Source organism: Clostridium amylolyticum (assembly GCF_900142075.1).
Lineage (GTDB): Bacteria > Bacillota > Clostridia > Clostridiales > Clostridiaceae > Clostridium_AA > Clostridium_AA amylolyticum.
Genome location: NZ_FQZO01000008.1, coordinates 37,903 through 63,358, shown reverse-complemented (window position 1 = coordinate 63,358; position 25,456 = coordinate 37,903). Strand labels below are relative to the sequence as shown.

Sequence of the window (25,456 nt, the reverse complement as noted above, 5' to 3'; positions counted from 1 at the left end):
AAAACCATCCCTTACTGCATATATATTATATGAAGGGAGTGATGAAAATGGAACATATGGTAAACCTCATAGGCAATGTAGGCTTTCCTATAGCTGTTTCACTTTATCTTTTAGTTAGAATAGAGCAGAAGCTGGAAAGTCTTACTTTAAGCATAAATAATCTTTCACAGATCATGAACATCATACAAGAAGACAGAAAATAGTAACAAAGCGGAATTGATAAACAAATAAATATTTTACCAATATATTAATAAGTGTTCAAGTTATTCACAAAAAATTTGTGAATAAATTACATGAATTCAAAAAAAGGTTACTATTTGTTAATACTTTATTAATATAAAAACTATATAATTAAGGTGAGATAAGAATTGTAATCCCCCTTAATTATATTTGAGATCTCACCAACAACGTAAGCCACCGAACTTTGGGTTTACGTTCTTTTTTTGTCTTAAAAACCTTATTGACTATGGGTGCTATTCTAGATTATTAGACAAATAAGAATATTGAAGTATTAACCTAAATAATAATAAAAAATAAAAACTGCGAAGCTTCTAAGGTAATTTTAAATGTAACCTTCAGGGTACGTTTTAAATCTTATAGAAGGGCAGTTTTTATTTTTTAAATAATACTCTTAATTTTTAGCAGCTTCCACTATTTCTTGTGGAAATATTAAATCTGTTTCCAAAGATTCCACGGGAATGAACTATTTGGGCATCGTCAAGAAGATAGGCAAAATCTTTTTCTGCTACTATTTTAACTCCGTGTTTTTCTACTACTACATCATTTTCTCTTTGCTCATCCAGAGCAATTCCAAGTACAGGGCCTCCTCAGCCAAAACCTTGTACTGCTACCCTCGCTGCAGATTTACCCTTATTATTAAGAGCCATGATTAATAAGGCAGCTGTATCTTCACTTATTTTTATATTCATAATCTCACACCTCCAAATACCCTTATGGGGTATATATATATTATATGCATTATTTTATTATGTGTCAAATAATAATTTAAAATTTAAGCAGATGCTCCAAATCTGTGATTTGGCGCATTTGCTTACTTCTTCGCAGTACCCAAAGCGTCTTCATCTTTTTTTCAAAAGCTTTGGGTGTGGAGAAGAAGTTTCTACTAGGATATAATATAAATTGTGTACATTATAGATGACAAATTTAAATGAGGGATAGAAATGTCTGAAAGAGAAGTTAATATATCTGTTAGAAACTTAGTGGAGTTTATACTAAGGGAAGGCAGTATAGATAGTAAGTTTATGAGTTCTAAGAGAGCCCAGGAAGGTACTAAAGCTCACCAGAAGCTTCAAAAGATAAACAGTAAGGAATTTGAGAAGTATTCTAGTGAGGTTTACATAAAGCAAAGGGTTCAGTATGAAAATTTAAGTATCGTGGTGGAAGGAAGAATAGACGGTATCATTGAAGAAGGGGGCAAAAAGATTATTGAGGAGATTAAGAGCACCAATAAGGAGCTTTCTTTAATAGAGGAAGATTATAACCTTCTGCACTGGGCCCAGGCAAAGTGCTATGCCTTTATGTATGCTGAGGAGCAGGGGCTTTCTGAGATTTCTGTTATGCTTAGATATTTTTCCCTTACCACAGAAGAAGTGAAGGAATTTATTAAGGATTATAAAAAAGAAGAGCTGGCAGAGTTTTTCTTTGGAGTGTTAGATAAATATTACATTTGGGCAGAAAATACTTTGAAGTGGGAGAGCATAAGGGATCACTCTATTGAAAAGACACCCTTTCCTTTTCCCTATTATAGAAGCGGTCAAAGAGAGCTGGCTGTTGCTTCTTATGGTACCATAAAAGAAGGAAAAAAGCTTTTTGTTCAAGCGCCTACAGGCATTGGAAAAACCATATCCACCATATTTCCAGCGGTGAAGGCTATGGGAGAGGGCAAGGTTAGCAGAATATTTTATCTTACAGCCAAAACCATCACTAGAAGTGTGGCAGAGGAAGCCTTTCAAAAGCTTAAAGAGAAGGGGCTAGACTTAAAGGTTTTGACTTTGACGGCAAAAGACAAAATATGTTTTTGTAAGGGAGAATCCTGCGCTCCTGAAAGCTGTCCTTATGCAGATGGTCACTTCAATAGGGTAAATGACGCCATATTCCAAATTATAACAAAAGAGCAGTACTTTACCCGGGAAATAATTGAAAAATATGCCGAAATGCACAGGGTATGTCCCTTTGAATTTTCCTTAGATATAGCTCTGTGGTCAGACTGCATAATATGCGATTATAACTATGCTTTCGACCCTAGAGTTTATCTTAAAAGATTCTTTTTAGAGGCATCCTCCAGTGAAAGATATGCCTTTTTAGTAGATGAAGCACATAATTTAGTAGATAGAGCCAGAGAAATGTTTTCTTCAGAGCTAGTAAAAAGCGACTTTTTAAAGATGAAGAAGTTAATGAAGGGGAAGGCCCCTAATTTATATAAGGCAGCAAATTCTATTAATTCCTATTTCATAGATTTAAGACATTTATGTGAGGATGATAATACCACCTTTATAGTGCAGAAGAAACCTCCAGAGGATATTTATATGCCTATAAGAATATTTATGAAAGAAGCAGAAGAGTATCTTACCAAAAATGCCAATACGGAAGGCTATGAGGAACTGCTGGATTTATTTTTTAAGTGTAATGGCTTTATTAATATCACAGATTTGTACGATGACCATTATGTAACTTATGTGGATACAGAAGATAGGGACGTAAAGCTAAAGATCTTCTGCCTAGATCCTTCAAAGAATTTAAAAGAAGCCATGAAAAGGGCCAGAGGAGAAGTAGTTTTTTCCGCCACCCTTACACCCCTTAACTATTTTCAGGAGATTTTAGGAGGAAATGAAGAAGATTATAGGCTCAAACTTCCATCCCCTTTTCCCAAAGACAATATTGACATTATGGTGGCACCTATATCCACCAGGTACAAAGATAGACAGGATACCTATGACATAATAACAGATTACATATACAGCTTTGTAACCATGAAAAAGGGAAACTATTTAGTGTTCTTCCCATCCTATGCATATATGAAAGAAATAACCCAGCGTTTTAATGAAAGATTTAATGACATAAACAGCATAGTGCAGCAAGGAGAAATGAGTGAAGAAGAAAGAGAAAACTTCCTTAAAGAATTTAAAGAAGAACCTTCAGAAACCTTGGTGGGCTTTTGCGTTCTAGGTGGAATATTTTCAGAAGGCATAGACCTTACAGGAGATAGGCTCATAGGAGCTGTGGTAATAGGAGTGGGACTGCCTCAAATATGCTTAGAAAGAAACATAATGAAGGATTATTTTAATGAAGAAAAGGGTAGAGGCTATGAGTATGCCTACATGTACCCTGGCATGAACAAGGTGCTTCAAGGAGTGGGCAGGATAATTAGAACAGAAAAGGACAAAGGAGCAGCTCTTTTAATAGACGATCGCTTTCTAACCCCAGCCTATGAAAGGCTAATGCCCCCAGAATGGCAGCCCTATAAATTAATTAAAAACAGAGAAGAGCTTAGAGATAACTTAAGAGAGTTTTGGAATAAAGATCATGAAGAAGGATTTCATAATGATGTAAAAGAGCATTATGTTTATTAGTACTAAAATTGCTATCCCATGATATTTTAGTATAAATATTATAATCAAAGCTTTATATTAATTATTGTTAAGATGTTATCTTAAGATATAAGATTTTTTATAAAATGCAAAAAAGTCAGAGAGAAGATGGATATCATCACTTTATAGCACACAGTTAAAATAATAAAACTGTTTCTATAAAGTGATAATATCAAAATATTATCTTCCCTCTGATTTTGTTGTTTAAAAACTCAATAAGTGATCCGATAGCTAACCGCCCCTAATACCTCCACTCTTTTAAGTGGCGGCATAAGAGGCGCTAAGCTCCTGGATAAGTTCTTCTAAGCTTCAGCTGGAGTAAGTATTCCTCTTAAGCAAATTCCATCTGAAGCTAAGAATCACTTGATAACTCATATAGCTGCCATTATGAAATGGTAACATCATAGCTGCAGGAGAAGGTTTGCCCTGTAGTTAAGCTTACCATACCTGGTTTCTTAGATATGTCTCCATTAAAGTCCTCATAGTCAGCATGACCATGCCAAGGCTCTAGGCATAAAAATGGAGCGCCTGTGTTTTTGGTCCATATGCCAAGGAAAGGAAACTGTGAAAAATTCATGGTGATGCTTCTATCATGCTTCTTAGTTTTAATAGCTATGGTAGAAGATTTTAATTCACTAAACACCAAGGCGTCAGATTTAAAAAGATCCAAGCTTAATGGTATCGTATTAGAATTTTTCATAAACTCTTCTTTCTCTCTTATGAAGAAGCCTTGTTCATTTAGTTTCATAAGGTTTAAATCTTCTTTTTCATTAAACTCCAAGTAATAGTCATTAAAAGACTCCCCTTCAAACAAAGGGCACATAAAAGCAGGGTGTGCACCCACTGAAAAATAAATGGTTTTATAATCCTCATTGTGCACGGAGTATTGAACCTTAATAGTATCTTCCTGTAAGGTATAAGAAATAGTTAATGAAAACCTAAAAGGATAAACCTTTAGAAGCTCCTCATTATATCTTAATCTAAAAGAAATGGAAGCAGGGGTCTCCTTAATCACCTCATACTCGTGCAATCTAGCTAAACCGTGTTGAGGAAGCACATAAGTGTTGCCATCTACCCTGTATTCATTGTTTAAAACTTTTCCTACAATAGGGAAAAGCACTGGAGAGTGATATTTCCAATAAGCTTCATCGCCCTTCCAAAGATATTCTAAACCGTCCTTCTTGCTTCTTATAGAAGTCATTTCGCCACCTAAAGCTCTAAAAGAAAGCTTTAATTTATCATTTTCTATAACATAACTCATTTTAATAGCTCCTTTCTATATTAAGGTTATTATCATCATAAAACTCAATAGTTATGTTAATTATAATAGACTTTGCCCTAGGATAAAAGGCAATAATTAACTGTAACCTTATTGTAATAATTATGTAACTCAAATGATAATAATTATTAGTAAAAGTATTATAGAATAAACTTGTAACCAAAAGTTACATAGCCGACAACAAATTAATTTGAAATAAAGTTATAAATTAATTCCCCTACAATTAAATAAGAATTAATCCCCTACACTAACACACGGATACTTCCCTTCCCCGGGGAAGTATCCACTTTTTTTAAAGAATATAGATAGGTAGATTAAGTGCTAAAATCTATGGTAAAAGATGGATTTAAGGAAGTTAAGGAAATTTTAAGGTTTGTTACCAAATTGTAATAATGTTGTAACCCAAATGATAATAAACAGTATAAAATACCATATATAATATAACCATAAGGTAAATAATCCTTAACACAAAATTAGATACCGACCCCTTAAATTTAAAATCCCCTACATTTTAAATTTAAGATTCCCTACATAAAATTAGCCCCTACATTAAAATTCACATAAACTACAAATGCAAGACCATGTTCCTTACCCCAGGCGCATGGTATTTGCTTTTTTATAAAAAAAATGAAATCCAAAAAGATCCACACAAAAAAAGAAACTCTTTCGAGTTTCTTTTTCTATAAATTTACTGAAATTCCGCAGGAATTTTTTCTATAATTCTACATTTTAAATTTTCAATTTTAAATTGCTTTTCTCCCAATTCTCAATTATTTTTTCTTATTGCTTGTCCCACTAGTTTTTGTAGTTCCACTAGTCTTACTAGAACTAGAGCCAGAGGATTTAGTGGAAGTATTGCCAAGGTCAGGTTTATTCACATTACCTGGGGTCGGTTTAATATCTTCAAATATATAGTCATACATTTGTTTTTTAGTTACTTCCTGGTTAAATAATAGATACCAAATTTTGTTAATTTCCTTACCGTCATTGTAGCCATCCACAGGAAATCTTTCTTGTTCAAGGTTTGACATTCCAGACTTCATAACATCTGTACCAGCAGCAAGAATTTCTTTAGTATCCAAGCTTGTCTTAACATATGGAAGAAGTTTATTAACTAGTGTAGGGTATTTAGTTATACCTGCTGTCTTAATTTTATCGAACATACCTGACAGAACTCGACGTTGTCTTTCGGTTCTTTCGTAGTCTCCATCTCCTACATATCTTATTCTAGAGTAAGCCACAGCTTGCATGCCGTTAAGGGTCTGAGAGCCAGAATTTTTAAGATAGGGAGGATCGGTCTTTTTAAGTACTGCTAGGTCATGAATATAATCATTTACTAATTTAAATTCTGTTTTCTTAACATCAATGTCCACTCCACCAAGAGCATCTATAATAGATTCAAGGCCATCATAATCTACTAACACAAATTCTGTAATGTTTAGTCCAAAGTTTTGGTTTACAGTTTTAATAGCCAGCTCTGGACCACCATAAGCATAGGCATGATTAAGCTTGTCCTTTCCGTGCTTATCAATGGATACATAGGAATCTCTCATAATAGAGGATAGCTTGATTTTCTTGTGCTTAGTATCTAGGGTTAAAATCATCATAGCATCAGAACGTCCCACGTCTTTTTCATCTCTTTTATCTATTCCTAGAAGAAGTATATTGGTTATATAATCTTTGTCAGGATGCTTATTTTCATCAGCAATACCAAGATCTGCATGGCTTTTTGAAATAGCTGTGGTATTAACCTTACCAAGAATATTTAATGTATAGAAAGCACCGTAACCTACAACAAAAAGAACTAAAAAGAATAAAGTTAAAAGGAATATCTTTACTCCTTTTTTCTTTTTTTTGGGGGGAGCAGATTTTCGTCCTCTTTTTTTAAATTCATTTTTATCATCATTCATCAATTTTTACCTCACTTAAAATTTTTATATGGTTTAAATAACTTTCCAAAGCATGGACAAAATTAAGATAACAGGTATGTGTTAAATACTCTACAATATTATACTACGTTAAATATATTAAAAAAACCTGAAAATAATGAGATATTTACAATAAATTTTAATTGTAAATGTATTCACTGACAATTTATCTACCTTTTATGCAATATGAACAAAAAATAATGGAAAAATACCCGTATATATGATATATATTGTATTAGGATTGTATGGAATTCTAAAAGGAGAAAGAATTATGATTAAAGAAAACCAAAAGGTATTTAATAAAATTTTAGTTCTATTAGATTTATTATCTTTTGTATTGGCGTTTTTTATTGCTTGGTACATTAGGATGAGAAGCGGAATAATACCCTTAGAGCAAGGATATTTATCTTTTGAGCAATATCTTATCCCTATAGTACTAATGAGTCCATTATATCTTATCATTTATAACTATGTAGGTCTATATGACCCTTTTAGACTAAAAAGTATATATGATGAAATTTATAACGCTATTAAGGCAAATGTATACGGTCTTATAGTGTTTACTGTACTTCTTTTTCTGACTAAAGAAATACACTACTCTAGAGTATTGCTTTTGATATTTGGTATTATATCTACTTCTTTAGCCTGCTTAGAAAGAGCTATTATAAGAACTTCATTAAGAAATCTAAGAAGAAAAGGTTATAATCAAAAATACATGCTCTTTGTAGGCTGCAGCTATTTAGCAGATGAGTTTATGGAGAGACTTAAAGATAATAATCATTGGGGTTATAAGGTTATGGGAGCATTAGATGATAATATACCTTTAAATACTGTAACTAAAGAAGGTGTTACCATTATAGGGACAATAAAAGACCTAGAGGGGCTTTTAGAGCAGCATAACCTAGATGAGGTGTTTATAACACTAGATTTAGGGGAATATTATAAGCTTAAACCTATAATAAAAACTTGTGAAAAATTTGGAGTAAGAACTCAGATTATCCCTGGGTACTATAAATATATACCTGCAAGACCTTATGTGGAAGAATTAGATGGACTTCCTGTTATTAATATTAGGTATGTGCCTTTAGATAATATATTAAACAAAACCATTAAAAGAACCTTTGATATAATTGTGAGTTTAATGGCTTTGATTCTTGTATCACCTATACTGCTTATTACAGCAATAATAATAAAAATAACCTCTCCAGGTCCTGTGATTTTTAAGCAAGAAAGAGTTGGCCTCAACAGGAAAAATTTTACCATGTATAAATTTAGATCCATGAAGCTTCAAGTAGACGAAGAAGAAAAGACTGAATGGACCACAAAAGGGGATCCCAGAAAGACAAAGTTTGGTACTTTTATTAGAAAAACCAGTATTGACGAACTTCCTCAATTTTTTAACGTATTAAAAGGTGATATGAGTATTATAGGTCCAAGACCAGAGAGACCATATTTTGTGGAGAAGTTCAAAGAAGAGATACCAAAGTATATGGTTAAACATCAGGTTAGACCAGGTATTACTGGCTGGGCGCAGGTAAACGGTTGGAGGGGAGACACCTCCATAGAAAAAAGAATAGAATATGATATTTACTATATAGAAAACTGGAATTTCCTTTTTGATATAAAAATTATGATACTTACGGTAATTAAGGGATTCGTTAATAAAAATGCTTATTAGTTTTCTTAAAGCTAATTAATAAATAAAAATTTGCAAAGGAAAAGTAAAGTGCTTTTGCAGAGGATATTTAACAAAAAAGACACATTTATTAAAGGGTTAGTTCCTAGGTAACTAATAGACAATTTTAAGTGTTTAAAGTATAATTACAAGGTAGATTTATTAAGTAATTAATAAAATATAAACTGAATTAAATCATGTACAAGATAAGCTTTCAAAATATAATTTAATATAAATAATTAATAAAAAGTATACTAAATTAAAACTTATGATTTAGGAAAACTTGGGAGGAATTTTAATATGAAGGGAATAATATTAGCTGGAGGTTCAGGTACCAGACTATATCCAGTTACAAAAGCAATGTCAAAGCAAATGGTGCCAATATACGATAAGCCAATGATTTACTATCCGATGTCAGTACTTATGTTAGCTGGCATAAGAGAGATTTTAATAATCTCTACACCAAGAGACTTACCTCAGTTTAAAGAGTTATTTCAAGATGGTAGTGAACTTGGATTACATATTGAGTATGCAGAACAACTAGCACCAAATGGACTTGCAGAAGCCTTCATTATTGGAGAAGAATTCATAGGTGATGATACTTGTGCTATGATACTAGGAGATAATATATTTTACGGCTATAGCTTTACAGGTACTCTTAAAAAAGCAGCAGCTTTAACAGAAGGCGCTATGGTATTTGGATATTATGTTCAAAATCCTAAAGCTTTTGGAGTAGTAGAGTTTGATGAAGAAGGTAATGTATTGTCCTTAGAAGAAAAGCCAGAAAAGCCAAAGTCTCATTATGCAGTACCAGGACTTTATTTCTATGACAAAACTGTAGCTAAGAGAGCAAAAGCTCTTAAACCTTCAGCAAGAGGGGAACTTGAAATCACTGATTTAAACAGAGAATATTTAAATGAAGGAAAGCTTAAGGTTAACCTTCTTGGAAGAGGAATGGCTTGGTTAGATACTGGAACCCATTCTTCTATGCTACAAGCTTCAAACTTCGTTGAAACAGTACAGACTGTTCAAGGAACTTATATAGCTTGCCTAGAAGAAATATCCTACAGAAATGGCTGGATAAGCAAAGAACAGATATTAGAGCTGGCACAGCCCCTTATGAAAACAGGCTATGGACAGTATTTAACTCAAATAGCAGATGAGTTTGAAGACAAAACTAAGTAAGAAGTTTTGTTATTTATATTAGTGCGAGAGTAATTAATAAAATAATTACACCGAAGAATTACTTTTAGTATATAACTTAATTAATAAAACTATATGCTAAAGCAATGTTTTTAGCATGGTTTTGTAGTGTAAACATAAATTATGGAAGAATTATTAGGAGGAAATACAATGAAAACTTATCTAGTAACAGGAGGAGCAGGTTTCATAGGCTCTAATTTCGTTCATTACATGCTTAATAAATATGAGGATATAAAGCTAATAAACTTTGACAAATTAACTTACGCAGGAAACCTTGAGAACCTTAAGGCGGTTGAAGGAAAGGCTAATTATGTTTTTGTACAAGGAGACATTTGTGATAAAGAATTAGTTGAAGGACTTTTTGAAAAGTATGATATTGATTATGTAGTGAACTTTGCAGCAGAATCTCACGTAGATAGAAGCATTAAGATGCCTGAAATATTTGCTCAAACTAATGTTTTAGGTACAGTTACTCTTTTGAATGCTGCTAAGAAGGCTTGGGAAGTTAATGGTTCATGGAAAGAAGGTAAAAAGTTCCTTCAAGTTTCCACTGATGAGGTTTATGGTTCCTTAGGAAATACAGGTTACTTTACGGAAACTACTCCATTAGACCCTCACAGCCCATATTCTTCTAGTAAAACTGGAGCAGACTTAATGGTAAAAGCTTATGCTGATACATATAAAATGCCAGTAAACATTACAAGATGTTCTAATAACTATGGACCATATCAGTTCCCAGAAAAATTAATACCTCTTTTAATAAACAACTGTCTTAATAAGAGAACCCTTCCTGTTTACGGGGATGGACTTAATGTAAGAGACTGGTTGTATGTAGAAGACCACTGTAAGGCTATTGACATGGTAATTAATAATGGAAAGCTTGGAGAAGTTTACAATGTAGGTGGACACAACGAAAGAACTAATATTCAAATAGTTAAAACCGTTATTGCATATTTAAATGAAAGTGTAGATAAAGAGATAACTGAAGCTTTAATTAAATATGTAGAAGACAGAAAAGGACATGACAGAAGATATGGAATAGATCCAGAAAAGATTAAAAATGAATTAGGCTGGTATCCAGAAACTACTTTTGAAGTGGGCATTAAAAAGACTATTCAATGGTATCTTGATAACCAGGAGTGGATGAAACACGTTACCTCTGGAGAATATCAGAATTACTATGATAAGATGTACGAAGGAAAGTAAGGTGTAATTAATGGGAAATTTTAAATTTATAGAAACCCCTATAGAGGGTCTATATATTATAGAGCAAAAGGTTTTTGGAGACCATAGAGGATACTTTATGGAAACCTACAACTTTGAAGATTTTAAAGCTGCTGGTTTAGATATGGTTTTTGTTCAAGATAATCAGTCTAAGTCAAAAAAAGGAGTTCTAAGAGGCATGCATTTTCAAACACAGCATCCTCAAGGAAAGCTTGTTAGAGTTATTAAGGGAGAGGTTTATGATGTAGCTATAGACCTTAGAAAAGGCTCAAAGACCTATGGCAAATGGTATGGAGTTCTCCTTACTGATGAAAACAAAAGGCAGTTTTATGTTCCAGAAGGATTTGCTCATGGATTCCTAGTAACTTCAGAAGAGGCAGAGTTTGTGTATAAATGTACAGATTTCTACCATCCTGAATTTGAAGGAGGCATACTTTGGAATGACCCTGAAGTGGCAATAGAGTGGCCATTAGAAGGCATAGAAGAAGTACTTTTATCCGATAAGGATAGAAATGCTAAAACCCTTAGGGAATCAAAAATAGAGTTTCAACTATAAGGCTTTCATGACCATATTATAAGGGCTATTCATATGGCTTTTATCAATATGGTCATAACTGTTATTAATAGCTATTATCAAAATATCCATAATAGTTATTAATATCTATAAATACAAAAATAACGGAATCTTTTAAAAGGTGATTAGATGATAGATAGAATTAAAGAGATAATAGACTATAGAGAATTACTAAAGAACCTTACTGTTAAAGAATTGAAACTAAAATATAAGAACTCAGTATTAGGTTTTTTTTGGTCTTTTTTAAATCCATTGCTGATGCTTGTAATATATACCTTTGCTTTTAAGTTTGTTTTAAAGATTCAAATTGAAAATTTCTCTGTGTTTTTACTGGCTGGTATGCTACCTTGGACTTTCTTTCAAGTTTCAATAATGGGAAGCACTAACTCTTTAGTAAATAATGCAGGCTTAATAAAAAAGGTATACTTCCCAAGAGAAATAATGCCTTTATCACTGATATTTTCAAATTTTGTTAACTTTTTAATCACATTTATAATATTATTTGCAGCATTATTTGTGTTCAAAATAAAAGTAGGATTTTCAATATTACTTTTACCTATTATATTATTACTTCTTTTGCTTATAACCATAGGGCTTAGTTTAATACTTTCAGCTTTAAATGTTATTTATAGAGATGTATCCCATTTTGTAGAAATAATATTTATGGCTTGGTTTTATGCCACTCCAGTGGTATATTCCTTTGAATTAGTTCCTGACAAAATAAAACCATTAATACTACTTAACCCTATGACATTGGTAGTTCAATCTGTAAGAGATGTGGTTATATACAATAAAGTACCTCCTGCAGAATATCTTTTAAGAATGTTAATAACAGGTATAATACTAATTGCAATAGGATACTTTGTATTTAGTAAGATTGAAAAAAGTATAGCTGAGTCCATTTAATTAATATAAATAGAAAATCGGGAGATGCGTATGACTGTTATCGAGTTTAAAAATGTAAGCAAACATTTTAAAATATACAAAAATCGAAGCTACTCAATAAAAGAAAAGTTCATAAACATGGTTTTGAAGAGAAACAAACTTGAAGTGAAGAATTTTGATGTTCTAAAAGATGCATCCTTTAAGATAGAAAAAGGTCAAACCGTAGGAATAATAGGGGAGAATGGTACTGGTAAAAGTACTACTTTAAAGTTAATCTCTAAGATATTATATCCTGATGAAGGAGATATAGTAGTAAACGGGAAGGTTTCTGCACTACTAGAAGTGGGAGCTGGATTTCAACCAGACTTAACTGGAAAAGAAAATGTATATTTATATGGCTCTATCCTAGGATTAAGTAGAGACGAGATAAATGAAAGATATGATAGTATAGTAGAGTTTTCGGAACTTAAGGATTTTATGGATATGCCTGTAAAAAATTATTCTTCAGGTATGTATATGAGATTAGCCTTTGCCGTAGCTATAAATGTAAATCCAGATATTTTAGTAGTAGATGAAGTACTTGCTGTTGGAGATGAAAATTTTCAGAAGAAGTGTATAAATAAAATACTAACTTTCAAAAAGCAAGGAAAGACTATAGTTTTTGTTTCACATGATATGAGTATAGTAAGAAAAATATGTGATAGAGTATTTTTTATAAAGCGTGGCGGATACATGATAGAAGGAACACCTGAACAAATGATAGGGCTTTATATGAAACTCGTGTATTCTAATGATGATGATAAGCAACTGGTAGAACAAGAAATAGAAAATAAAGCTAAGAATATAGAGAAAGTAGTTTCTGATAAAATTGAATACAATATTAATCTTCATGAGGCGCAAGAATATATTGAAGGAAATAGATTTGGTAATAAGGACTTAGAGATTACCAATGTATATTTCTCCAGCTCTCAAGGCCAGATAACTAATACATTCTTAACTGGGGATAATATAGTTATTAATGTGGAGTTTAAAAAGAATAAAGAAGTAGAGGATGCTGTTTGTGGCTTCTCAATTTATTCAGAAGAAGATTGGAGACTTGTAGGACATAATTGCCGACAAGATGGAATTATATTTACCAACATAAAAGATAAAAACCACATGAAATTAACCATTAAAGCCAATAGATTCTTAAAAGGTAAGTATTATTTAGAGATTGCTTTGCATAGTTCAGATGAGACAAAACAATATGACTTTAGAGTTAAACATTATTATTTTAATATAGTGGAAAGTGATATACAAGAGTTTGGAAAAATGCGAGTTGATTGTGATTGGTCCTGGTAATTTAAAGGAGGAATAAACATGAACTTAGGAAATTCAAAGTATAATCAATTGTACAATCCTGAAGAAAAACATTATATAAGTTATTCAAATAATGTTGATATGTCAGATAAAAATAGCTCCCATATTATTATTTTAGATTATATAGAAAAAGGTTCTAAGATACTAGATGTCGGCTGTTCTTTTGGATACTTGGGGGAATGGCTTGCTCAAAATAAAAACTGTAATATGTACGGTATCGATATAGACACAAAAGCTATTAATTTCGTAAAAAGTTCAAATATTTACAAAGATGCTTACTATATTAACTTAGATAACGTAGAAAATGAAGATAGTAAGGATAAAGTTATTTTTGACAATCTGGATGAAGATTTTGATTATATAATTTGTGCAGATTTATTAGAACATTTAAAAGATCCTACATATATCTTAAAATTGTTGAGTAAAAAGCTGAAATTTGATGGAGAAATTATAGTTAGTGTTCCTAATATATCAAACATTGATATTGTAGTTAATTTGCTTGAAGGAAGATTTAACTATGGTCCTTTTGGTATTATGGACAATACACATTTAAGATTCTTTACTAAAAAGTCTTTTATTGAATGGATAGCAAGCATTAATGTAAATAGCAAAGAATATAAGTTAGATTTAAGCACTATTGGAGAAGTTCATGTTATTCCAGAATCTACACAAGAGTTGAAAAAAGATTATGAAAATCTTATTAATGGTCTTCTTAGAATTAATCCCAACTTAAAAGTTCTTCAAAATTTATTTGCTATTAAAAAAGTTCATAAATCACAAAAAGAACAATCTCTTATTGAAATGCTGAAAAGATATAGAAAAGATAATAAAATTGTTGAAGTAGAGGCTTCGCCTAGTAAACCTTCATTACCTTTAAATTCCGTTAATGGTTATGAATTTAATTTCTTAAATAAAGAAGATGATCTTTGCGGCATAATTATATTACCAGCTACATACGGTAAAACTTTAAGCTGTAAATTCCTTGTAGAGATATTTGAAGAAAATTCTAACATTCCAATTATGCAGAATATAATGAATATTACTAAAGTTGTAGATAATAAATGGTTAAGCATAGAATTTAATAGAATGCAAGGGGTTAAAGATAAGAATATTAGAATAAAAATAATTCCTATACAATGTTCAGATTCTCTTTCAATATGGATGAATGATAAGAACTCCCCTTGCCTTAAGCTTAGTTACTATAAAGATGACTTTAATATTCAAAATAGTATAGAAGAAAATCCTTACTTGGAGAAATTAGATAATATTTTTAAAAGAGATAATATATTAAGTAAATGTAATATTAATAGTGATTTAAATGTAGAAGAAATATTAGATGAAAACAGAAGATTAAGAAATTTAATTAAAGATTTATTAGATGAAGTTAGGTAGAACCTTAGAAAGTGGTGAAGATTTTGATTAATAACCCTAAGATAAGTTTTATAATAGTAAATTACAATGGTAAACATCTATTACAAGGGTGTTTTAATTCATTAAAAAAGTTGAAGTATCCTCATGAGCAAATTGAAATAATTTTAGTGGATAATGGCTCAAAGGACGGTTCTATTGAATTTGTAAAAAATAAGTTTCCAAAAGTAAAAATTATAAGAAATGAAACCAATGAAGGTTTTGCAAAACCTAATAATGATGCAGCGAAGATAGCGCAAGGAGAATATCTTGCTCTAATAAATAATGATATGAGATTAGATGAAAACTGGCTAAATGATATGTTGGAAACTCTAGAAAGCTGTAATGATGAAAAATATGTGTGCGTTGGATCTCGTATACTTAATTGGGATGGTAGTAAGATTGATTTTATAGGTGGAGGTATTAACTTTTACGGTTTTGGTTATCAAGATGATTATTCTATAGATGTGAAAACAGCTGAGAAAAAGTATACGCAAGATAAAGATATTTTATTTGCTTGTGGTGGAGCAATGCTTATAGATAGGAAAGTATATCTGGAAGCTGGAGGACTTGATGAGGATTACTTTGCATATTATGAGGATGCTGATTTTGGTTGGAGGCTTTGGATTTTAGGGTATAAAGTTAGACTATGTGTAAAAGCTACTTGCTATCATAAACATAATGCAACTTCAAAAAGTTTTAACACACATAAAAAAAATCTTTTATTTGAGAGAAATGCATTATATACAGTATTTAAAAATTACTCAGATGATAATTTTAAAGTAGTATTAGCAACTATATTATTGGCAGCCAACAGGATGCAAAAGGACTTAAATATTAATAAGGAAATATTTAATATAAATTACAAGAACAACGAGGAAATAAGTGTCAATATTGATGAAAACAACTTTACTACCTTAATAGCTATGAATGAAGTGTTAGAGAATATTGATAATCTTATTGAAAAAAGAAACCTCATTCAGTCTAAAAGAAAAGTTAATGATGAAGATTTATCATTTTTATATTCAACTCCTTATGTTACACTTCCATTGAAGTATTTAAATGATATTCATTATTTAGAGAAGGTAGAAAAATTAATTTCTTTATTTGATATAAATAAAATATATAAAAAAGAAATAAAAAGAAGAATTCTGCTAATATCCAATGATAGGGTAGGAAAGAAAATGGCTGGCCCAGGGATAAGATACTGGGAGTTTGCAAAAGAACTTTGCAATGATAATAAAGTAGTTTTAGCTATTCCTAATAAAGTAAACATTGATTGTTCTGATTATAATATTGAATTAGTTGAATATGAACCTTTAAATCCTAGAAATTTAGCAGCAATAGCTCAACAAAGTGATATAGTAATTTTACAAGGCACTATCCTTGAGAGATCACCGGAGTTAAAAGAGATTTGTAAAGAAAAGATACTTATAATTGATATTTATGACCCCTTTGTAATTGAAAATATAGAAGTGTATAAGCATAGGAATATAGAATTTAGAAATTCAGACTATCTAAATAGCTTAATTGTTCAAAATGAACAATTAGAATTAGGAGATTATTTTATTTGTGCTTCAGATCCACAAATGAATATGTGGATAGGTATGCTAACTGCATTAAATAAAGTTACTCCTTCAGAATATGATAACGCCTCAGATTTAAGCAGACTTATAGGTATTGTTCCTTTTGGCGTAAGTGAAACAGAACCTATTAAAACTCGTGATGCAATGAAAGAAAAAATAATTAATTTTAAACCAGAAGATAAGGTATTTATATGGGGTGGTGGAGTATGGAATTGGTTCGATCCAATTACTCTAATTAAAGCTATTGGTGAAATATCAAAAGAAAGAGATGACATAAAGGTCTTTTTCCTAGGAGTAAAGCATCCTAACCCTGCTGTTCCAGAAATGGAGATGACTAACAAAGCTATTATACTTGCAACAGAGCTAGGGATTATAAATAAATATGTTTTCTTTAATATGGATTGGGTAGATTATGATGATAGGCAGAACTTCTTACTTAACTCATATGGAGGAGTTAGTTGTCACTTCTTGAACTTAGAAACTAGATTCTCTTTTAGAACAAGAATACTTGATTACTTATGGGCTAGACTACCTATTGTAACCACAGAGGGTGATTTTTTTGCAAATGAAGTTGAAAAGAATAAACTTGGGTTAGTGGTAAAAGTAGAAGACGTTGCAAGTATGAAACAAGCCTTGTTAAAATTGAGCGATGATAAAGAGTTTTATGAAGAATGCAAAAAAAATATTGATGCTTATAGAGAAAATTACAAATGGAGTGTAGTTACTAAGCCGCTAAAAGAATTTTGCAAATCACCTACTAAAAAACCACTTTTAGAAAAGTATAACTATATTGCAGACATTGAGTTGACACAAAAAGATGGAATTATCGGTGAGTTAACAGATGGGGTAAAAGTTTTACAAAGATTTAAATGCAGATATCCTAATTTAGCTAGCTTAGATGTTATGGTAGCTACTTTTGATAGAGTAAATTCTCATAAGTTATTTTTTAAGGTCTACGAAGGTTTAAGTGATACTCTAATTGTTGAAAAAGAAATTGAAGCAAGTGACTTAAGAGATAATACGTGGGTAGAAATAAAGTTTGATCCTATAATTAATTCAGAAGGTAAACTATTCTATTTTACTATTGAAACAGAAGGAGCAAAGAATAATAATTGTATAACTATTTGGAAGAGTAATAAAGAAGTTGATAATAGTATATTAACTATTAATAACATGAATGTAAGTGGTAACTTGTGTTATAAGGTTAAATGCATTTATTCTTCTAAACCTTTAAGAAATGGATTTATGCTTCCCATGGATTATTCACAGATGGAATACGGAAAAATGTCTATAAATGAAATTGAATCAATGGTATCTAATATAAAAAGTCACAAAGGAGATATTGGAAGAGGTAATGTTTATAAGGATATAGACACAATAAAATCTAATATAAGCAACATAAATTCATGGATAGATAATTTTGATAGAAAACTGAAAAAAGTAAAAAAAATAACCATGTATGACAAAATTAAAAAGTTATTTAAAAGATAAAGAGGAATAAGTATGAAAAAGGTATTGCTTATAAGTCCGGACATAGTTGCAAAAAAAATGGCAGGTCCAGGCATAAGATATTTTAATTTTGCAAAAGAACTTAGTACAACTCTAGAGGTTACACTTTTTATACCTAATAAAGAAACTGATATGGATTTTAGTAAGTTTAACTTTAAGGTTATAAAAGCTGATAAAACTAAGTTGAAGAGCGTAGCTAAGGACGTTCATTCTATTGTAATGCAGGGTATAGCCTTAAGGCTATATCCTTTCCTAAAAAGGATAAATAAGCCTATAGTAGTGGACATATATGATCCTATAACTTTAGAAAATCTTGAGCTGAGAAAAAACTTATCTTTAAGCAATAGGATTGAATATCATGAAACAGATCTTGACCTTATTTTAGAACAGTTAGGTAAGGGAGATTTCTTTTTGTGTGCCAGTGAAAAGCAGAAAGATTACTGGATGGGAATGTTAGCTGCTTTAAACAGGGTTAATCCTGCTACTTATATAGCAGATGTAAATATGAAAAAGCTTATAGGTGTAGTGCCCTTTGGCTTAAACAATGAAGCTCCAGTTAAGACTAAAAATGTTCTAAAAGGAGTATGGGAAAATATTACTAAAGAGGATAAAGTTATTATTTGGGGTGGTGGCATATGGAATTGGTTTGACCCCCTTACCCTTATAGAGGCTATGTATATTATTTCCACTAAAAGAAGTGATATAAAACTGTTCTTTATGGGAATAGGTCATCCTACCGTAAAAATGGATATTTCTACAGCTCAGGAATGTATAGATTTAAGTAAAAAGTATGACTTATTTGATAAAAATATATTCTTCAATGACTGGGTTCCTTATGAAGAAAGACAAAACTATCTTATGGAAGCCGATTTAGGTATTAGTACTTACTTTAATAACCTTGAAACCAGGTATTCCTTTAGAACTAGAATATTGGATTATCTTTGGTGCGATCTTCCCATGGTGCTTACTAAAGGAGACTTTATGGCAGAAATGGTGGAAAGAGAAAATATAGGCTCTTGTCATGAAGAAAGGGATGCAGCAGGATTAGCAGAGGCTATAGTAAAACTTCTTGACGATAAAGAATTATATAAAGAATGTGAGGAAAATATAGAAAGCCTTAAAGAAGCCTATAAGTGGAAAAATGCAGTTAAGGATTTGAGAGCATTTTGTGAAAATCCATATATATCTCAAGACAAAAAACTTAAGGTAAAAATATTTTATAAAGATGGTATAGCTAAAAAGGTAAAGTACTATTATGTTAGGGTTAAAAATAAGCTGAAAAAGATACTCAAACGGTGATAATATGAAGGTTAGTATTTTAATTCCAAACTACAATGGAGAAAAAATTTTAGATATTTGTTTAAAATCTTTATACTCACAAGAGTATGAAGATTTTGAAATAATAATTGTAGATAATGCATCCACAGATAATAGCATTGAATACTTACAAAAGTTAAATAATATAAAGCTAATTAAGTTAGATAAAAATTATGGTTTTAGTAAAGCTGTTAATGAAGGGATTAAAGCAGCTTCTGGAGAATTTGTGGTTCTTTTAAATAATGATACTGAGGCTACAAAAAGCTGGTTGAAAAATCTTGTACAATGTATTGAGAAAGATAACAAAATCTTTTCCTGCTCCAGCAAAATGTTAAGATACCATGAAAAAAATCTGATAGATGATGCTGGCGATGAGTATAATATTTTAGGTTGGAGTTACAAGCGTGGAGATGGCAAAGATAAGTTATCCTATGGTCTTAAGGATAAGAGTATATTCTCAAGCTGTGGAGGTGCTGCTATTTATAGAAGCAGCATGCTTAAGGAAATCGGTCTTTTTGATGAAGACTTCTTTGCTTATTTAGAGGATATAGATATAAGCTATAGAGCCTTGATATTTGGATATAAAAACATATACTGCAGCACTGCAGAAGTTTACCATATTGGAAGCGCCACCAGTGGAAGTAGGTACAATGGTTTTAAGGCAAGGCTTACAGCAAGAAATAACTTATTCGTTATTTATAAAAATATGCCTTTACTTCAGCTTATTATAAATTTTCCTTTCATAGTTATAGGATTCTTAATAAAATTTATTTTTTATGATCAAAAAGGTTTAGGTAAAGAATATTCTCAAGGTATTTTTGAAGGAGCAGCCTCATTAAAGCATATAAACAAGGTGAAGTTTTCCTTTAAAAACATATTGAATTATATAAAAATAGAGATTATATTAATAAAAAATGTCTTTATCATGATGGTAAAAGCATAATTGCTTCTATTTATAAGGAGTGCATAGTTAGGGAGTGAAATTGTGGACTTATCAGTAATAATAGTTAGCTTTAATACTGCAGACCTTACAGTGAATACCATAAATTCAGTAATAGATACTATTAAAGAAAATAATTATGAAATAATTGTAGTAGATAACGCATCAAAGGATGATTCTGTAAGTAGAATAACTAGTGAGTTTGGAGACAAGGTAAACTTAATTATAAATAGTGAGAACCTTGGATTTTCTAAAGCAAACAATATGGCTATAAAACAATCAAAAGGGGATTATATTTTAATTTTAAACTCTGATACTGTGGTTCATAAGGAAGCTATTGACAAATCCTTAGGTTATATAAAAAAGCGTAAGGATATAGGCGCCTTAGGCTGTAAAGTTTTGCTTAGAGATGGCAGCTTAGACAAGGCTTGCAAAAGGGGATTTCCTACACCTTGGAACTCATTGTGTTATGGATTGAAATTGCATAAGTTATTTCCAGGGGTAAAGACCTTTGGAGGCTATCAACTAACCTATTTAGATGATGATAGTATCCATGAAATTGATTGTGTTATGGGTGCTTTTATGATCCTGCCTAAAGAAGTGATTAATAGGGTAGGAATGCTAGATGAAGATTATTTTATGTATGGTGAAGATATAGATTGGTGTTATAGGATAAAGGGTGCAGGTTATAAAGTAGTATATTATTCCGAGGCTTCAATAACCCATTATAAAAAAGCCTCCTTTGCTAAAAGAAAAGAAAAAACTATAAGAGAATTCTATAAAGCTATGGGGATATTTTACGATAAGCATTATAAGGGAAAATACAGCATTTTAGTAAGTTTTATGGTGAATTTAGGTATAAAACTACAAATGTATATGGCACTTTTAAAAAATTTTTTAAAAAAATAAAAATATCTATTAAAAGCATCTTTAAATGTGTTAGTATTGACTTGTATAGGCAGCTTTAACTTATGATAAATATTATTAAGGGAGGGGAAAATGCGAAGACTTAAGAAAAAATTATCACTATTTTTAAGCTTCACCCTTTTAATGGTACAGATAATATGGTCACCTTTTATTAGGGTACAAGCTATTACAGCCACAAGTATCTTAAATGATACTCAGGTAACGTTGGACAAAGCTCAGGAATGGGCAAGAAATAACCAGGCAACAAGTACTTTTATTGATATAGCTAAGCTTTATTGGGAGCTTGCACCTAAACATGGTGGTGTAGACCCAGCATTGGCTTATGCCCAAGCAGCAAAAGAATCGGGATTTGGAAGGTTTCATGACGGAATTGATGAAAGCTATCACAATCCAATTATGATTAAGAGTGCTGTAGGTGACTTAAAGGCTTTTCAGAAGTTCTCCACATGGCAGGACGGAATTAGTGCACATCTAGATCATCTAGCTCTCTATGCTGGAGCAGAAGGATATCCCAAAATAAAAGAAACCTTAGACCCAATACATGATGAAGAGTTATTGGGAACAGTGAAAACCATTGAAGGGCTAAGCAACACATGGTCCCAATCTTCAACTTATGGTGAAGAACTTGTTTCCATGATTAATACAATGAATGCTACAATACTAGCGACACAATTAAAAAATGTATTGGTAGTGGAAAGTCCTTCTACTTATAACCTTGAAAAAAATGTCGATTTAGACATAAAAGGTTATGCTCTTAATTCTTCCAATGTAAAACTTATTAATGTATATCTTGACAATAAGATTGTAGGAAGTACAAATACTCAAGTGGAGAGGAAAGACTTAGAAAAGCAATTTTCATCATATCCTAATAACAGCTTTAGTGGATTTGAATTTAAAATAAATTCAAGCTTACTAGCTGTAGGAAAGCATTTAATAAATGTAGAGGCTCTAGGATATAATGGAACTAAAGAAAATAAGTTGTTTGAAATCAATATAAAAGAACTGCCTAATATTTTTAAAGTTGAAAATATAATACCAGATGATGTATCAAATACTAAGCTTTTAAATGTTGAAGGTTGGGCATTAAGTGTACAAGGGGTAGAAAAAATAAATATATACATAAATGATAAAGTAGTTCAAAGCACTTTACTAAACCTTTTACGCCAAGATATAGCTAAACAATACAATAACTATCCAGTTAGTGATGTTAATGCCTTTAAAACTTCAGTTAACCTAGGCGAGTTTAATGAAGGCCAGTATAAGGTTAAAATAGAAGCTGTTTATAAAGATGGTACATCTTTATCAGAAGTTAAAGATTTAAATATAGTAAGAAAAGTTGCCGAAACACCCGTAATACAAGAAGTAAAAATACAACCAAGATCCTTAGCGCTTACAGCTGCACCTCCTCAAACTATGAGTGGAAGAAAACTTATAGTTTTGGATCCAGGTCATGGGGGAACAGATTCTGGTGCAGTAGCTACTCATAATGGTATAGCATACCAAGAAGCAAAACTAAACTTAAACATGGCTTACAAGGTTAAACAAAAACTTGAAAGCTATGGCTATGAAGTTCAAATGACTAGAACTCAAGATTATCAAAGCATGGAGCTTTCTGAGAGAACAGATTTTGCCAATGCAAGAAATCCAATTTTCTTTTTAAGCATACATCATGATTCTTTTACAGAAACAGCTAAGGGTTCTAGCTCCCATTACAGTACATATAGGCCTAATATAGATACTAGCGGGCTATATGTATCAGGTGATATAACTTATGATAGTACACCTTCTCAACCTGCTGTAGAAAGTGAGATTGCAGCTAAAAATTTAGCCAATGCTATGGCTAGTGTAGGTTTTACTAATAGAGGAGCTAGAGATCATAATTTATATGTAACTAGAAACACCAATATGGCTTCAGTTCTAGTTGAATGTGGTTTTATAACTAGTCCTATAGATATTCTTATGATTACGAATCCCTTCAAGCAAGAGTTAATGGCTCAAAATATAGCAAGTACTATAAAAAATCAATATGGTGAGCCAGTAGACTTACCTCCTGATGACGGAACACAAGGGGTAGCTTACAAAGCACATGTGGAAGACATAGGATGGCAAAACTGGGTTGAAAATGGTGAACTATCAGGTACAGAAGGAAAAAGCAAAAGAGTTGAAAGCTTAAAAATATTAGCACAAAACATACCAGGAGTAAATATTACCTATAGAGCACATGTTCAGGATATAGGATGGCAAAATTGGGTAAAAGATGGTGAACTTGCAGGAACTACTGGTAAAAGCAAAAGAATAGAAGCCTTAGAAATTAAATTAGAAGGTAGCGAAGCCTATAAATATAATATACGATACCAAGCTCATGTTCAAGATATAGGATGGCAAAATTGGGTTAAGGATGGAAATACAGCAGGAACTACTGGAAAAAGTAAAAGAATAGAAGCTATTAGAATCGAAATAATTCCAAAAGTAATAGTAACGTCTCCAGGAGTATCTTACCAAGGTCATGTAGAAAGCATAGGATGGCAATCTTGGACAAAAAATGGCGAGCTTGCAGGAACTGTAGGAAAAGGTTTGAGATTAGAAGGGTTAAACATAAAACTAGAAAACGCTCCTTCTGACTTAAATATAACCTATAGAGCTCATGTACAAGATATAGGATGGCAAAACTGGGTAAGTAATGGGCAAGTGGCTGGTACTACAGGTAAATCTCTAAAGATTGAAGCTATTGAAATAAAGCTTACAGGAGCGAATGCTTCAAATTATTCCGTAGAATACCAAGCTCATGTACAAGATATGGGCTGGCAGCCTCTGGTAAGAGATGGAGAGACATCTGGAACTACAGGTAAAAATAAACGAATGGAAGCTGTAAGAATTCAAATAGTTAGAAAATGATGCATAGAACTGTCTATAACGACAGTTCTATATTTTTATCATGTTAACTTAATTTTAAATGGGATATAACCCAAAAATATGATAGAATATAATATGTAAATTCACTTATGATTTAGAAAAAATATAGTCGAGGTATAAAAATTATCTTATTTAAAGAGTGGAGGAAAAAATATGAATATATTAATAACTGGAGCAAAAGGCCAATTAGGCAGCCAAATAATGAATATAATAAAAGATGGCAAGTCAGAGCTTGGTGCAATACCCACACAGGTGGCAGAGGCCAAGGTTATTGGTATAGATATCAAGGATTTAGACCTTACTGACCTCAAAGCAGTTAGGCTTTATTTAAAGGAATTAAAGCCTGATGTGGTAATTAACCCAGCGGCGTTTACTAATGTAGATGCTTGTGAAACAAGTATAGATACAGCTTTTAAAGTAAATGCATTAGCGGCTAGAAATATGGCAATGGTTTGTGAAGAAATAGGAGCAAAACTCATACATATTTCCACCGATTATGTATTTAGCGGAGTTGGAACTGTTCCATTAAAAGAGCATGATATGACAGCACCCGTAAGTATATATGGTAAAACAAAACTTGCAGGAGAAAATTTTGTAAGAGAATTTTGCTCAAAATACTTTATAGTAAGAACTGCATGGCTTTATGGTTATAATGGTAAGAATTTTGTATATACTATAATGAACGCCGCTAAAGAAAAAGGTCATCTTACAGTAGTAGATGATCAAAGAGGAAACCCTACCAATGCAGAGGATTTAGCACACCACATTGTAAAACTAGCTGTAACTGAAGATTATGGAGTTTATCATTGTACTGGAGAAGGAGAATGTTCTTGGTATGATTTTGCCAAGGCTATAGTAGAATATTCAGGTATAAATTGCACTGTAGATCCAATTACCTCAGAACAATTAGTTAATAGAGCTGCTAAGAGACCAGCTTATTCATCTCTTGACAACATGATGTTAAGATGCACCGTAGGAAATGAAATGAGAGATTGGAAGGAAGCATTGAAAGAGTTTATAAATAAGATTAATGTGTAATTTATAAATAGTATTTATATTTAGAAAAGTAATCTCCGGTGATTTACATCGGAGATTTTATTAATAAATTTATTAATTAAGATT

The 25,456-nt window shown here is 31.6% G+C and carries 17 protein-coding genes; 15 read left to right on the top strand and 2 right to left on the bottom strand.

All coding sequences use genetic code 11. The features are described 5' to 3' along the window. Window positions 1–47 precede the first annotated feature (47 nt). Both BUA82_RS16350 and BUA82_RS16345 read left to right on the top strand, forming a co-directional pair. Window positions 48–203 (top strand): YvrJ family protein, encoded by a 156-nt coding sequence (locus BUA82_RS16350; RefSeq protein ID WP_073010763.1) that lies wholly within the window; start codon window positions 48–50, stop codon window positions 201–203. Between the two features lie 978 nt (window positions 204–1,181). Beyond that, window positions 1,182–3,590 carry an ATP-dependent DNA helicase gene (locus BUA82_RS16345; RefSeq protein WP_073010760.1) on the top strand — a complete coding sequence of 803 codons (2,409 nt, stop codon included), beginning with the start codon at window positions 1,182–1,184 and terminating at the stop codon, window positions 3,588–3,590. A 403-nt stretch (window positions 3,591–3,993) separates the two neighbouring features. Here the strand turns inward: BUA82_RS16345 and BUA82_RS16340 are convergent, their stop codons facing one another. Then, window positions 3,994–4,869, bottom strand: a complete 876-nt coding sequence (locus BUA82_RS16340; protein WP_073010757.1) for an aldose 1-epimerase family protein — start codon at window positions 4,867–4,869, stop codon at window positions 3,994–3,996. A 788-nt stretch (window positions 4,870–5,657) separates the two neighbouring features. Beyond that, the gene (locus BUA82_RS16335) at window positions 5,658–6,797 is read right to left on the bottom strand and encodes an LCP family protein (RefSeq protein ID WP_073010754.1); all 1,140 of its coding nucleotides are present in this window, start codon (window positions 6,795–6,797) and stop codon (window positions 5,658–5,660) included. Between the two features lie 289 nt (window positions 6,798–7,086). Here BUA82_RS16335 and BUA82_RS16330 point away from each other — a divergent pair, with 289 nt between their 5' ends. The 13 genes from BUA82_RS16330 (at window position 7,087) to rfbD (ending at window position 25,372) form a co-directional block, all read left to right on the top strand. Further along, complete coding sequence (locus tag BUA82_RS16330; RefSeq protein ID WP_073010751.1) at window positions 7,087–8,493, top strand: undecaprenyl-phosphate glucose phosphotransferase; 1,407 nt, start codon at window positions 7,087–7,089, stop codon at window positions 8,491–8,493. A 297-nt stretch (window positions 8,494–8,790) separates the two neighbouring features. Next, complete coding sequence (gene rfbA / locus BUA82_RS16325; protein ID WP_073010748.1) at window positions 8,791–9,675, top strand: glucose-1-phosphate thymidylyltransferase RfbA; 885 nt, start codon at window positions 8,791–8,793, stop codon at window positions 9,673–9,675. A gap of 168 nt (window positions 9,676–9,843) precedes the next feature. Then, a complete protein-coding gene (rfbB, locus tag BUA82_RS16320) occupies window positions 9,844–10,899 on the top strand; it encodes a dTDP-glucose 4,6-dehydratase (RefSeq protein WP_073010746.1) in 1,056 nt (351 codons plus the stop codon). Window positions 10,900–10,909: 10 nt separating this feature from the next. Next, the gene (gene rfbC, locus BUA82_RS16315) at window positions 10,910–11,473 is read left to right on the top strand and encodes a dTDP-4-dehydrorhamnose 3,5-epimerase (RefSeq protein ID WP_073010744.1); all 564 of its coding nucleotides are present in this window, start codon (window positions 10,910–10,912) and stop codon (window positions 11,471–11,473) included. Between the two features lie 147 nt (window positions 11,474–11,620). Next, window positions 11,621–12,397, top strand: coding sequence for an ABC transporter permease (locus tag BUA82_RS16310; protein ID WP_073010742.1), 777 nt, complete (start codon window positions 11,621–11,623; stop codon window positions 12,395–12,397). Between the two features lie 30 nt (window positions 12,398–12,427). Next, window positions 12,428–13,717 carry an ABC transporter ATP-binding protein gene (locus BUA82_RS16305; RefSeq protein WP_073010740.1) on the top strand — a complete coding sequence of 430 codons (1,290 nt, stop codon included), beginning with the start codon at window positions 12,428–12,430 and terminating at the stop codon, window positions 13,715–13,717. Between the two features lie 18 nt (window positions 13,718–13,735). Continuing rightward, complete coding sequence (locus BUA82_RS16300; RefSeq protein WP_073010738.1) at window positions 13,736–15,127, top strand: class I SAM-dependent methyltransferase; 1,392 nt, start codon at window positions 13,736–13,738, stop codon at window positions 15,125–15,127. Between the two features lie 23 nt (window positions 15,128–15,150). Next, window positions 15,151–18,219, top strand: a complete 3,069-nt coding sequence (locus tag BUA82_RS16295) for a glycosyltransferase (protein ID WP_178140760.1) — start codon at window positions 15,151–15,153, stop codon at window positions 18,217–18,219. A gap of 12 nt (window positions 18,220–18,231) precedes the next feature. Further along, entirely contained in the window at window positions 18,232–19,536 is a 1,305-nt protein-coding gene (locus tag BUA82_RS16290; protein WP_073010736.1) for a glycosyltransferase, read from the top strand. Window positions 19,537–19,540: 4 nt separating this feature from the next. Continuing rightward, entirely contained in the window at window positions 19,541–20,497 is a 957-nt protein-coding gene (locus tag BUA82_RS16285; RefSeq protein ID WP_073010734.1) for a glycosyltransferase family 2 protein, read from the top strand. A gap of 42 nt (window positions 20,498–20,539) precedes the next feature. After that, window positions 20,540–21,403 carry a glycosyltransferase family 2 protein gene (locus BUA82_RS16280; RefSeq protein ID WP_073010732.1) on the top strand — a complete coding sequence of 288 codons (864 nt, stop codon included), beginning with the start codon at window positions 20,540–20,542 and terminating at the stop codon, window positions 21,401–21,403. Between the two features lie 90 nt (window positions 21,404–21,493). After that, window positions 21,494–24,316 carry an N-acetylmuramoyl-L-alanine amidase gene (locus tag BUA82_RS16275; RefSeq protein WP_073010730.1) on the top strand — a complete coding sequence of 941 codons (2,823 nt, stop codon included), beginning with the start codon at window positions 21,494–21,496 and terminating at the stop codon, window positions 24,314–24,316. Between the two features lie 171 nt (window positions 24,317–24,487). Beyond that, the gene (gene rfbD / locus BUA82_RS16270; protein WP_073010727.1) at window positions 24,488–25,372 is read left to right on the top strand and encodes a dTDP-4-dehydrorhamnose reductase; all 885 of its coding nucleotides are present in this window, start codon (window positions 24,488–24,490) and stop codon (window positions 25,370–25,372) included. The last annotated feature ends 84 nt before the right edge of the window (window positions 25,373–25,456 follow it).